13 protein-coding genes are annotated in these 12,174 nt (G+C 67.1%); 9 read left to right on the top strand and 4 right to left on the bottom strand.

Annotated features, from left to right (window positions below; translation table 11 throughout):
- Positions 1-4 precede the first annotated feature (4 nt).
- Both KF889_26055 and KF889_26050 read left to right on the top strand, forming a co-directional pair.
- Positions 5-703: a glutathione S-transferase family protein gene (locus tag KF889_26055; GenBank protein MBX3502924.1), complete on the top strand. Its 699-nt coding sequence runs from the start codon at positions 5-7 to the stop codon at positions 701-703.
- A gap of 1 nt (position 704) precedes the next feature.
- Positions 705-1,691, top strand: coding sequence for an ornithine cyclodeaminase family protein (locus KF889_26050; protein MBX3502923.1), 987 nt, complete (start codon positions 705-707; stop codon positions 1,689-1,691).
- 7 nt (positions 1,692-1,698) lie between these two features.
- Here the strand turns inward: KF889_26050 and KF889_26045 are convergent, their stop codons facing one another.
- Both KF889_26045 and KF889_26040 read right to left on the bottom strand, forming a co-directional pair.
- Positions 1,699-2,406: a superoxide dismutase gene (locus KF889_26045; GenBank protein ID MBX3502922.1), complete on the bottom strand. Its 708-nt coding sequence runs from the start codon at positions 2,404-2,406 to the stop codon at positions 1,699-1,701.
- A 116-nt stretch (positions 2,407-2,522) separates the two neighbouring features.
- The gene (locus tag KF889_26040; protein ID MBX3502921.1) at positions 2,523-3,575 is read right to left on the bottom strand and encodes an alcohol dehydrogenase catalytic domain-containing protein; all 1,053 of its coding nucleotides are present in this window, start codon (positions 3,573-3,575) and stop codon (positions 2,523-2,525) included.
- Positions 3,576-3,633: 58 nt separating this feature from the next.
- Between KF889_26040 and KF889_26035 the strand changes: the two genes are divergently transcribed.
- From KF889_26035 to KF889_26015, 5 genes are read left to right on the top strand one after another with little or no spacing between them, the layout of a single operon-like run.
- Positions 3,634-4,131, top strand: a complete 498-nt coding sequence (locus tag KF889_26035; protein ID MBX3502920.1) for a MaoC family dehydratase — start codon at positions 3,634-3,636, stop codon at positions 4,129-4,131.
- A gap of 15 nt (positions 4,132-4,146) precedes the next feature.
- Complete coding sequence (locus KF889_26030; protein MBX3502919.1) at positions 4,147-4,917, top strand: SDR family oxidoreductase; 771 nt, start codon at positions 4,147-4,149, stop codon at positions 4,915-4,917.
- Positions 4,918-4,968: 51 nt separating this feature from the next.
- Entirely contained in the window at positions 4,969-5,259 is a 291-nt protein-coding gene (locus KF889_26025) for an antibiotic biosynthesis monooxygenase (protein ID MBX3502918.1), read from the top strand.
- A 14-nt stretch (positions 5,260-5,273) separates the two neighbouring features.
- Entirely contained in the window at positions 5,274-6,344 is a 1,071-nt protein-coding gene (gene corA, locus KF889_26020; GenBank protein MBX3502917.1) for a magnesium/cobalt transporter CorA, read from the top strand.
- Positions 6,335-7,339, top strand: coding sequence for a glutathione S-transferase family protein (locus tag KF889_26015; GenBank protein ID MBX3502916.1), 1,005 nt, complete (start codon positions 6,335-6,337; stop codon positions 7,337-7,339). Before corA ends, KF889_26015 begins: the two co-directional genes overlap by 10 nt.
- A 114-nt stretch (positions 7,340-7,453) precedes the next feature.
- Here KF889_26015 and KF889_26010 read toward each other — a convergent pair whose 3' ends face one another.
- Together KF889_26010 and KF889_26005 are read right to left on the bottom strand one after the other, a co-directional pair.
- Positions 7,454-8,506 carry a flavodoxin family protein gene (locus tag KF889_26010; protein MBX3502915.1) on the bottom strand — a complete coding sequence of 351 codons (1,053 nt, stop codon included), beginning with the start codon at positions 8,504-8,506 and terminating at the stop codon, positions 7,454-7,456.
- A gap of 94 nt (positions 8,507-8,600) precedes the next feature.
- On the bottom strand, positions 8,601-9,839 hold the full coding sequence (locus KF889_26005; GenBank protein ID MBX3502914.1) for an acyl-CoA dehydrogenase: 1,239 nt from the start codon (positions 9,837-9,839) through the stop codon (positions 8,601-8,603).
- A 123-nt stretch (positions 9,840-9,962) separates the two neighbouring features.
- Between KF889_26005 and KF889_26000 the strand changes: the two genes are divergently transcribed.
- Positions 9,963-11,192: a hypothetical protein gene (locus tag KF889_26000; GenBank protein MBX3502913.1), complete on the top strand. Its 1,230-nt coding sequence runs from the start codon at positions 9,963-9,965 to the stop codon at positions 11,190-11,192.
- Between the two features lie 66 nt (positions 11,193-11,258).
- Positions 11,259-12,173: a branched-chain amino acid ABC transporter permease LivH gene (locus KF889_25995; GenBank protein ID MBX3502912.1), complete on the top strand. Its 915-nt coding sequence runs from the start codon at positions 11,259-11,261 to the stop codon at positions 12,171-12,173.
- Position 12,174 lies beyond the last annotated feature (1 nt).

Below are 12,174 nucleotides of genomic sequence, written 5' to 3'. Positions count from 1 at the left end.
GACCGTGACCGGCGTGACCGTCTACGGCTTTCCCGTCAGCACCTACGTCAACATCGTGCGTCTCGTGCTGACGCACAAAGGCGTGGCCTTCGACTTCCACGACCTCGAGCCCGAGATGGGCAAGCCGGACCATCTCGCGCTGCATCCGTTCAACCGTGTGCCGATTCTCGACCACGACGGCTTCCGGCTCTACGAGACTGCCGCCATCGCGACCTATGTCGACGACGCGTTCTACGGTCCCAGCCTGCAGCCGGCCGGCGTGCGCGAGCGGGCGCGCATGAACCAGTGGATCAGCGCGCTCAACAGCTACTACTACCCATACGTCGCCTATCACCTGGCGCATGAGCGACTGATCTACCCGGCGCTGGGCATCGCCCCCGACGAGAAGGTCGTTGCTGCCGCCCTGCCCAGGATCGCGGCTGGCCTCGACGTCCTGGAGCGCGAGCTGGCGCACGAACGTGCGTTCCTGATCGAGGAGCGACCGACTCTCGCGGATTTCTTCATGCTGCCCACCATGACCTCGCTCAGCCTGACGCCCGAAGGCCCGGGCCTGCTGTCGACCCGGCCGCGCATCCTCGCCTGGCTGGCGCGTATGAGCGCGCTGCCCAGCGTCGTGCAGGTCCGCGCCATGGTGGCGCCCTTCATCGGCAAGCCGGTCGAGCACGCCCGCAGCTGGGTCGCCGAGCATCGCCCGAGGTACTGAGATGTCGACCCTGCTCGTCCTGTCGCGTGCCGATATCGCCCGGCTCATGACCTACGGCGACTACGTCGATGCCGTCGAAGCGGGCTTTCGGGCCGCCGTCGGCGGCGCGGCATTGGCACCGCCAGCCGCAGGGTTCCAGGTGCCGGGCGGCTCGTACCATGCCAAGGGCGCGGCATTGCTGACGGGCGATCCACCCGTCGTCGCCATCAAGCTCAACGGCAATTATCCCGGCAATCCCGCCGCAACTGGCCTGCCTACCGTGCAGGGCGTGATCTATCTCGCCGACGCGAGCAACGGGCGGCCGCTGGCACTGATGGATTCGATCGAGGTCACCATCAATCGGACGGGGGCGGCGACCACGCTCGCGGCCCGTCACCTGGCGCGGCCGGACTCGAAGATTGCCACCATCTGCGGCGCCGGCGTGCAGGGCCGCATCCAGGCGATCGCCATTTCGGCCGCGCTGCGTCTCGACACGATCCACATCTGGGACATCCGGTCCGACGCCGCCGACAGGCTGGCGCGCGAGCTCGCTGCGCGGCTGAAGCTCGAGGTACGCCCGAGCCCTGATCTCGCCGTCGCCCGCGACAGCGACGTCATCGTCACCTGCACTTCGGCTCGCACCCCGTTCCTGACCACGGAACTGGTGCGGCCGGGCACCTTCGTCGCCGCCATCGGCGCCGACAACCACGACAAGAGCGAGATCCACCCGCGGCTCTACGCGGCCGCGCGCGCAGTCGTCGACTCGTTAGAGCAGTGTGCCGAGATCGGCGACTTGCATCACGCCATGGCGGCGGGTGCGGTCACGCGCGAGACCGTGCACGCTACCCTGGCGGAGATTGTCGCCGCACGGAAGTCCGGACGAACCGACGACGGGCAGATCACGCTGTTCGACAGCACCGGCCTCGGCCTGCAGGACGTCGCCGCCGCGGCCGGCATCTATCGCCGTGCTCTTGCCCAGGGTGCCGGCACGCGCCTGGCGATCGGCTGAGCTGAGTCTAGCCGTCGCGAGTCGCCCGCTCGAACAGTACGCCGACACGGTCCCACCGGATGGTCCGCATGTAGGTGTCGACATAGGCGGCCGCGCGCGCACCGTAGTCCATGTGATAGGCGTGCTCGTACATGTCGAGCGCCAGCAGCGGTCGCCCGTCCGCCAGACTCATGGTGTGATCGGCCGCCCAGCTGGTCACCAGGCGACGATCGCGCGGCGAATAGCTCAGCAGCACCCAGCCCGAGCCGCCGCCCAGCGCCTTTCCGATACTCGAGAACTCGGTCTTCCAGCGCGCAACGCTGCCGAAGTCGCGGATCATCGCCTGGGCCAGCGCGCCTTGAGGATCTCCGGTACCGCCCAGCATTTCGAAGTATAGCTCGTGCAGGATCATCGAGTTGGCAGCTAGGAGCTCCTCGCGCTTCAGTCCGTTGAGCACGAAGGTCGGCGCCGTTGCCATATCGAGGGTACCGAGCTGCGCCGTGATCGCGTTCAGGCGCTTCACCGCGCCGCTGTAGTTGTTCTGGTGGTGGCTGACGAGCAGCTTCTCGGACAGGCCAGCGATAGAGTCCGGTGCGAAGGGCAGCTTCCTGATCGCGTACTCGACCTTCGGCGTTGCCGGCTGCGCGCGCGCGGCCGAGGTCAGGCCGATCGCGCCGATTGCCGCGAGGGCGCCAGTTGCTGCCAAAAGATCACGGCGGGGCTGATCCTGGTTCATCGGGGACCTCCTGTCGGTGGAGCACACAGGCAAGAGGTGATATGCGGCGCCGACGCGGCAACGCGACGCCGCGACAGTTCACTTCTGCGCGCGTCAGGATGTCGACAGCATGACTACTACGGCGTCAGTACCACGCGGCCGACGACCTTGCCGGCCTTGAGCTCTTCCAGCACATCGTAAGCCGCTTCGAGGGGACGGGTGGAGTAGGGCAGGGGCTGAACGCGGCCCTCGCGCACCAGCTTCATCAGCTCCTGCAGCTCTTGCAGGTTGCCGACATAGGAGCCTTCGATCGCCGCCATCTTGAACGGCATGGCGATGGGCGCGAAGGGCGCGTCGCCGCCGAACAGGCCGACGATCACCACCTTGCCGCCTCTGCGTATCGAGTCGAAGGCGAAGCGGAACGAGGCCGCGGCGCCGACGAAGTCGATGGCCGCGTCGACGCCGCCGCCGGTCTCCTGCACCAGCTTCTGCACCGCGCCATCGGCCTTGGGATTCACCGTGTGGTGCGCACCGTGCTTCTTCGCCACCGCGAGCTTGCTGTCGTCGATGTCGGCCACCACGATCTCGCCGTCGAAGATCGCCTTGGCGACCTCTAGGCCTGCGAGCCCGACGCCGCCGGCGCCGACCAGCAGCAGGCGCTTGCGGTTCTTCACCGTCTCGGTCTTGCGGATCGCGCTGTAGGCGGTGAGGCCGGAGCAGGCGTAGGTGCACGCCAGATCGATCGGCGAATTGCCGGGATCGACCAGGTACCTGGCATGCGGCACGATCACGTGCGTGGCGTAGCCGCCGTCGCGCCGCGTGCCCAACGTGCGCGGCGTCGGGCACAGCAGTTCCTCGCCGGCCTGGCAGGCGGCGCAGGTGCCGCAGCCGATCCACGGGAAGACGACGTAGCGGCTGCCCGGCTTCACGTCCTTCACGTCGGGACCGACGGCCACGACCTCGCCGGCGATCTCGTGGCCCAGCGTGAAGGGCAGCTTCAGGCCGCGCGCCGCCATCTCCAGCTTCTGGCCGCCGCCGATGTCGAAGAAGCCTTCCCAGATATGCAGGTCGGAATGACACACGCCGCTCGAGACGATCTTCACCAGCACCTCGGAACCCGAGGGCTTGGGATCGTCGTAGCTGTTCAGCTTCAGCGGCTTGCCGAACTCGACGATTTGCATGGCGCGCATGGGGTCCCTCCCGTAGCATCCGCGGCGATTTTGCGGCGCATCCTAGACGGGGGACCACGTGGCGCAAGCGCACGAAACCGCTGAGCGGTTCGACCCGGCGAAGCACAGCTTCGGGCCGGCGCACTACTTCGAGGACCTCAAGCTCGGGCAGCGCTTCTACATCAACTCGCGCACCCAGACCGAGGCGCTGTTCGCCGCCTTCCAGTTGGCCAGCGGCGACAACCATCCGATCCACTACGACCGCGTCTACTGCCAGGCGCGCGGCCATCGCGACATGCTCGCGCATGGCCTGCAGGTGGCGATCCAGGCGGCGGCCGGCGGCGGCATCTTCCCGCATGTACTGGGCGATTCACTGATCGGCTTCATCGAGCAATCCTCGCGCTTCCTCAAGCCGGTCTATGTCGGCGACACGCTGTTTCCGATGATGGAGATCACCGGGCTCAAGCCCAATCGCACGACCGGCGTCGTGGTGTGCAGGATCACCGTGCACAACGAGAAGGGCGACCTCGTGATGGACGGCGAGCACAAGTACCTCGTGCGCAAGCGACCGGCCTAGGAGCGGATCATGGGCATTCTCGACGGCAAGGTGGCGTGGATCACCGGCGCGGGCACCGGCATCGGCCGGTCGGGCGCGATCGAGCTGGCGCGCGAGGGCGCGCATGTCACGCTTTCGGGCCGCACGGCGAAGACGCTGGAGGAAACCGCGGCGCTGGTGAAGCGGGCCGGCGGCTCGTATGCGATCGAGCTGCTCGATGTCGCCGACAAGAAGACGGTGGCCGATGTCGCCGCGCGCATCGTCAAGGCGCAGGGCCGCATCGATATCCTGGTCAACAGCGCCGGCATCAACATTCCGACCCGCGCCTGGGGCACGGTCGACACCGAGGGCTGGGAGCAGGTGCGCGCGATCAATCTCGACGGCACCTTCTACTGCTGCCACGCGGTGATCCCGACCATGCGCGCGCAGGGCGGCGGGCTGATCGTCAACGTCGCCAGCTGGCTCGGTCGCCATGTCTCGCCGCTGGGCGGGCCGAGCTACACCGCGAGCAAGGCCGGCGCGCGGTTCCTCAGCGAATCGATCAACGCCGAGCAGGGCAGGTTCGGCATCCGCGCCTGCAGCCTGTGCCCCGGCGAGGCGGCGACGCCGATCATGGAGCGACGGCCGGTGAAGCCGCCGCAGGTCGAGCTCGACCGCATGCTGCAGGAGGAGGATCTCGGCAGGACCATCCTGTTCCTCGCCAGCCTGCCGCCCCGCGTGTGCATCAACGAGATGGTCGTGTCGCCGACCTGGAACCGCTTCTATGTCGGCGGGCTGGAGACCACGACGCCGGCGGCCAAGGCTTGATCAGGCCCGTGTCATCGTGTTGAAGCACAACAGGACCATGAGGAGGACAGCATGATCGGCGTGATCGCGACCCTTACCATCAAGCCCGGCACCAACGCCGATTTCGAGGCGGTCGTCGGCCAGCTGGCCAGGGCCGTGCGCGCCAACGAGCCGGGCAACAAGCTCTACGCGCTGCATCGCACCGACGACGCCAATGTCTACGTCTTCCTCGAGCGCTACGACGACGAGGCGGCGCTGGCGGCGCATCGCGCGGCGCCGCACTTCAAGGAGCTGGGTCGCAAGCTCGGCGACTACCTGGCCAAGCCGCCGGAAGTGAAGCGCATGCCGGAGATCGATTTCTAGCCGACGGAGCCGCCATGTTCGACGGGCTCATCCGCCGCGCCAAGCCCGGCACCTCGCCGGGCATGCTGGTCGGGCGCGAGCCCATGCCGGACGAGGCGCTGACCTTCACGCTGACCGAGTACACGCAAGAAGGTTGGGAGGTCTACAACGAGGTCGAGGTGGCGGAATGCAGCTTCCACCTCACCACGCCGGGCCGCACCTGGATCGACGTCGCCGGCCACGCCGGCGCCGAGATGCTGCGCTCGCTGGGCCAGGCCTTTCATCTGCATCCGCTGGCGCTGGAGGACGTGTTCCACGGCACCCAGCGGCCCAAGCTGGAGATCTACGACAGGCAGGGCTTCGTCGTGCTCAACGATCCGGTGATCGTCGACGATGTGTTCAAGAGCCGGCAGGTCAGCATCTTCTTCGGCGACAACTACGTGATCAGCTTCCACGAGCACAAGGAAGACATCTTCAGGCCGGTGCGCGAGCGTATCCAGCAGGATGGCTCGCGCCTGCGCCAGTTCGGCACCGACTACCTCGTCTATGCCCTGGTCGATCTCGTGATCGACCGCAAGTTCCCGTTGCTGGCGCGGCTGAGCGAGCGGCTGGAGGAGCTCGAGGAGCTGTCGATGGGGCCGCGATCCACGCGCGAGACCGCGCAGGACATCCACGCGGCGCGGCGCGCGCTGGTCGGCTTCCACCGCGTCCAATGGGCCGAGCGCGAGACCGTGCTGGCGCTGATGCGGCCGGACACGCCGTTCATCAAGCCCGAGACGCGCACCTACCTGCGCGACTGCCTCGACCACACCGTGACGGTGCAGGAACTGGTCGAAAGCTACCGCGACATGGCCGGCGGCCTGATGGAGCTCCACCTGATGGAGACCTCGAACCGCACCAGCGAGGTGATGAAGACGCTGGCCATCGTCACCGTGTTCTTCATGCCGCTCAGCTTCCTCGCCGGCGTCTACGGCATGAACTTCGAGACCGGTATCGGCAACATGCCCGAGCTGGGCTGGAAACACGGCTATCTTTACTTCTGGGTCACGGTCGTGATGATGGTCGGCGGCCTGTTTCTCTGGATGAGGCGTCGCAAATGGCTGTGAGCGGATACCGCCTGTTCGGCTCCGAGCTGTCGCCCTACTCCGTGAAGGTGCGCTCCTATCTGCGGTTCAAGGGCATCGAGCACGAGTGGATCCCGCGCGGACCCAAGAGCGCCGAGGAGTTCCAGAAGTACGCCAAGCTGCCGCTGATTCCGCTGCTGGTGACGCCCGAGGGCGAGGCGCTGCAGGACTCGACGCCGATCATCGAGAAGCTCGAGGCGAGAATGCCCGAGCCGTCGATCCATCCCGACGACCCGGCGCTGCGGTTCCTGTCCGAGCTGGTCGAGGAGTACGCCGACGAGTGGGGCAACAAGTCGATGTTCCACTATCGCTGGAGCTACGCGGCGGATGCCGCCTCGGCCTCGCAGCGCATCGCCGCGCAGATCGCCCCCGACGGCTCGGACGAGGCGGCCGTCGCGCAGACGGCGGAGGGCGTGCGCGGCCGCATGATTCCGCGCCTGCGCTTCGTCGGCTCGCACGAAGGCACCAAGGATACCATCGAAGGTTCCCTGCGTCGCATCCTCGACACGCTGGAAGCGCATCTCGTCGGCCGCAAGTACCTGTTTGGCGACCGGCCGGCGCTGGCCGATTTCGGCGTCTGGGGCCAGCTTTACGAGTGCTGGACCGACCCGACGCCCAGGGCGCTGATCGACGAGCTCTATCCCAACACATGGCGCTGGATCGAGCGCATGCTGCAGCCCAGGGTCGAGGGCGGCTGGGACGACTGGTCGTCGCTAAAATGGGGCATCGGCCGCCTGCTCGACACCGAAGTGTGCGGTCTGTACCTGCCCTGGTCGCACGCCAATGCCGCGGCGCTGCAGGGTGGCCAGGAGCAGTTCACTGTGATGCTCGAAGGGCGGCCCTTCACCCAGCAGACACAGAGGTATCACGCGCGCTCGCTGGCCGAGATCAAGCGCAAGTACGCCGCGGCGAAGGACGCGCCCGGCCTCGGCGCGATCCTCAACGAGACCGGCTGCCAGCGCTGGCTGGAGGATTGATCGGTCCTCGCCATCCTGAGCGAGGCGAAGGATCCAGCGGTATCGCGGGCAGATCAATGCGATGTGCCCGTTCGCACCACCGCAAGGTCTTTCGCTTCGCTCAGGACGACGCGGTTATTTCGGCCTCCGCTCCTGGTGCATCGTCCCGGTCGACAGCAGCTTGCCGTCGCGCTTGCGGCGCAGCGCCTCCAGCAGGGTACGCGCGGCGATGCGGACCTCTTCCTGAACGTCGGTGTCGGCGTCGAGATCCTCGTGGCTGGTGGCATAGGGCCTGAAGTAGCCGATGTAGCGCTCGAGCACCGCGCCCGGGGCCGCCGGCGCCATGTGCATCGACGTCAGCCAGTCGGCCAGCATGCGGCGCAAGGTCTCGGCGCCTTCGGTGTCGCCATGCACGATCAGCGAGAACAGGCGTCCCTCGAGGTGGCGCGGGTAGTGCCAACCCTGCAGCTCCAGGGCCTTGGCGCGCCCCGCGTCCTTGCCGCCGCTCGCCGTTGGATCGGGATTGCCGCCATCGGCACAGACCATGCGATCCATCATCAGCTTCAGCGGCGAGGGCGCCTGGTACCAGTGCACCGGCGCCACGATCATCACGCCATGCGCGCGCACCCACATCGTGTAGATCTCGGCCATCCAGTCCTGCACCTGGCCCTGTCCGTGATTGGGATAGCAGGAGCAGGGCCAATGGCAGAGCGGCGCCGCGGTCGAGAAGCAGGCCTTGCAGGGATGGATGTGCAGGCCGTACTCGGAAGACAACCGACTGAGGTCGAGCACCTCGATCTCGACATCGTCGGCCTGGCTCAGCACGGCCCGCGCGATCTCCAGCAGCCGCCAGCTCTTGGACATCTCCCCGGGGCAGGTGTGCTCGCTGCGTGACGAGCCGTTGATCATCAAGATGCGCAGCGGGCCCTGGCGGTCATCGTGTTGGCGCTGCGCGGCCTCAACGGCAGACTTCGCCGCGCGCCAGTCGTCGCTCAGCTCGTAGTCCGGATCGGCGTATCCGGCGCCGGCCTTGCGCGTGCGCGGCGCCTTGCGCCCGTCGCTGTAGGCGTCCCACGCGGCGTCGGCAATACGGTCGATCTCGCTCTTCAGCTTGTCGAAGGCCGGATCGATGAAGCGTTCACGGAAGCGGCGATCGAAGACATCGCGCGTCAGCGCGGTGTCGGGCATTCCCTTGCGCGGCTCTGGCGGCACGGCGTTTCTCCCGATGCGCCCGCTACGGTGGGCGCCGTCGAGAGAAACGTGGATCGCCGCGCTGCGTTCCTCAGCGCCCGGTGAACGACTGCATTCCCGTCATCGCCCGGCCGAGGATCAGGGCGTGCACGTCGTGCGTGCCCTCGTAGGTGTTGACCGCCTCGAGGTTCATGACGTGGCGGATGACGTGATACTCGTCCGACACGCCGTTGCCGCCGTGCATGTCGCGCGCCTGGCGGGCGATGTCGAGCGCCTTGCCGCAATTGTTGCGCTTGATCAGGGAGATCATCTCCGGCTGGGCCTTGCCTTCGTCCTTCAGCCGGCCGACCCGCAGGCACGCCTGCAGCCCCAGCGCGATCTCGGTCTGCATGTCGGCGAGCTTCTTCTGGATCAGCTGGTTGGCGGCCAGCGGCCGGCCGAACTGCTTGCGCTCCACCGTGTAGTCGCGGGCGCGCATCCAGCAGAACTCGGCGGCGCCCATGGCCCCCCAGGCGATGCCGTAGCGCGCATTGTTGAGGCAGCCGAACGGCCCGCCCAGCCCGGCGACGTTGGGCAGCAGGTTCTCGTCGGGCACCATCACGTCGCTCAGCATGATGGAGCCGGTGACCGAGGCGCGCAGGCTGAACTTTCCCTCGATCTTGGGCGTCTCGAAGCCCTTCATGCCGCGCTCGAGGATGAAGCCGCGGATCGCGCCGTCCTCGGTCTTGGCCCACACCACGGCGACGTCGGCGATCGGGCTGTTGGTGATCCACATCTTGGCGCCGTTGAGCCTGTAGCCGCCCGGCACCTTGGCCGCCCTGGTGATCATGCTGCCGGGATCGGAGCCGTGGTCGGGCTCGGTCAGGCCGAAGCAGCCCACCCATTCGCCGGTGGCGAGCCTGGGCAGGTACTTCATGCGCTGCTCCTCGGTGCCGTAGGCATAGATCGGGTGCATGACCAGCGAGGACTGCACGCTCATCGCCGAGCGGTAGCCGGAATCGACGCGCTCGACCTCGCGCGCCACCAGACCATAGACGGTGTAGCTGGAACCGGCGCAGCCGTACTTCTCGGGCAGCGTGCTGCCGAGCAGGCCCAGCGCGCCCATCTCGTTCATGATCTCGCGGTGGAACTTCTCATGCCGGTTAGCCTCGAGCACCCGGCTCATCAGCCTGTCCTGGCAATAGTCGCGCGCGGCGTCGCGAATGGCGCGTTCTTCCTCGCTGAGCTGCTCGTCGAGGAAGAATGGGTCCTGCCAGTCGAACGGCGCGGCGCCCTCCTTGATGCCCTTGGCGTTGGCGGCCTTCACGGCGCTGGCGATGGCGGACGACATGGCGAATCTCGCTGTTTTCTGCGGTTGGAGGTGACGTTCAGCGGCCCTCTTAACAGACACGGGCACGGCGCGACAGAGGCGGCATGATTGGTGCTACGATGGGCCAATTCTTGGGGGTTCGCCATGCGGTTCGCACGACCGACGATCCTTGTCCTCTTGATGCTGACCGGGGCTCCGGCCGCCTGGGCTGACGGCTTCAGCCGGTTCCAGGATCTGCTGGTCGCCAAGGGCAAGGTGGACATGTTCCGCTTCGCCAGCGGCTCATCGCTTGGCCCGAACGGCTTCGTGCTGGAGAACGTCGTCGTAACGCCGCCACCCGACATGGTCGAGCCGGGCAATATCCCGGTGAAGCCGGTGCCGACGCGCATCGCACGCGTTAGCGTCGAGGAGATCGATTTCAACAGCATCGCCCGTGACAGGCCGCCGCTTTTTGTGCGCGCCCGCTTCGAAGGCATCGCGCTCGACGGCGAAGCGGCACCCGAAGGTGCGATGCGCAAGTACCTCGGCACCGACTCGGCACGGGCGGACATCGCCATCGCCTATCGGCTCGATCCGGCCAGTCGGGTCTTCGAACTGGCGCAGCTGGAGATCGATCTTCGCGGCCTGGCGCGACTGGCGCTGGCGATCACGGTCGACGGAGTCGCGCCCGACGTGACCGATGCACCCGGGCGGGCCGCCGGCGCGGCCAGTCTGCGCAGCGCCTCGCTGGTCATCCACGACGCCTCGCTGATGGCGCGGTTGATCCGGGCGCTGGCGGCGGAGGAGGGCGTGCCCCCCGAGCGGCACGCCGAGACACTGGCGCAGGCGGTGATGATGATGCTGGGCGGCGAAGGGCCGGTGACCCAGGCGGCGGCGCGCACCGTGGCGGCATTCCTGCGCGACTGGCAGAGCACGCAAGGGCCGCTCAGCATCACCCTCAATCCGCAACGGCCGGTGACATTTGCCGACCTCGGCGCCATCGCCCAGGCCGAGGAGGCGATGAAGGCGCTGGGACTGGTCGTGACATATGCCGGCACGACGGTGACGGCTCCTCCGCCACCTCCGGCCGGCGCCAGGCTCACCGGCAGGGCCGCGATCGAACGCCTGATCGGCAACACGACGACGGCGACCATCGATGGCTCGGAGGTCGTCGACTATTTCGCGCCCGACGGCACCTATGTCTCGCAGGTCGACGCCGACATCGACCGGGGCCGCTGGCGCATCGACGAGGAGAACCAGCTCTGCCTCAAGTTGCGGGACGAGGAGGAGAATTGCTTCAAGGTCGAGGTCAGCGGTCGCAAGGTCACCTACATCCACGACGTGGACGACCAGGAGGAGTTCGACCTTCACGACGGCAATGTCCGCAACCTGTGAACCGTCGCCGCTTGCTCCCGGACGGCTGATCGGGTTTATATCGATACAATCAAGACACGGGGGCGCATGGAGTATTTCCTTCAGCAGCTTGTCAACGCGCTGACCCTCGGCGCGATCTACGGCCTGATCGCCATCGGCTACACGATGGTCTACGGCATCATCGGCATGATCAACTTCGCGCACGGCGAAGTGTTCATGATCGGCAGCTTCATTGCCCTGATCGGCTTCATCATCTGCGTCACGCTGGGCATCGGCTGGGCACCGCTGGCGGTCATCCTGGTGCTGCTGCTGGCGATGGCCTTCACCGCCGCCTATGGCTGGGCGATCGAGCGCTTGGCCTACCGGCCGTTGCGGGGCTCCTTCCGGCTGGCGCCGCTGATCTCTGCCATCGGCGTGTCGATCGCGCTGCAGAACTACGTGCAGCTGCTGCAGGGCGCGCGCCCGAAGCCGCATGTCTCCCTGGTGCAGGGGGGATTCATCATGTACAGCGCCGACGGCTTCGACGTGCGCGTGTCGTGGCTGCAGATCGTGATCGTGGTGGTCACCATCGCGCTGCTGACCGGCTTCACCATGATGATCAACCGCACGGCGCTGGGCCGCCAGCAGCGCGCCTGCGAGCAGGACAGGAAGATGGCATCACTGCTCGGCGTCGACGTCGACCGGACCATCTCGCTGACTTTCGTCATGGGCGCGGCGCTGGCGTCGGTCGCCGGCGTGATGTTCCTGATGTACTACGGCGTGACCGACTTCTTCGTCGGCTTCCTCGCCGGCATCAAGGCGTTCACCGCCGCCGTGCTGGGCGGCATCGGCTCGCTGCCCGGCGCGATGCTGGGCGGGCTGCTGATAGGCCTCATCGAGGTGTTCTGGGCCGGTTACTTCTCCAGCGAGTACAAGGACGTCGCCGTGTTCGGCGTGCTGGTGATGGTGCTGATCTTCCGACCCACCGGCCTGCTCGGCAAACCCGAGATCGAGAAAGTCTGAG

Source organism: Alphaproteobacteria bacterium, assembly GCA_019635875.1.
Taxonomy (GTDB): Bacteria; Pseudomonadota; Alphaproteobacteria; order Reyranellales; family Reyranellaceae; genus JAFAZJ01.
This window is presented reverse-complemented; position numbering and strand designations above follow the sequence as displayed.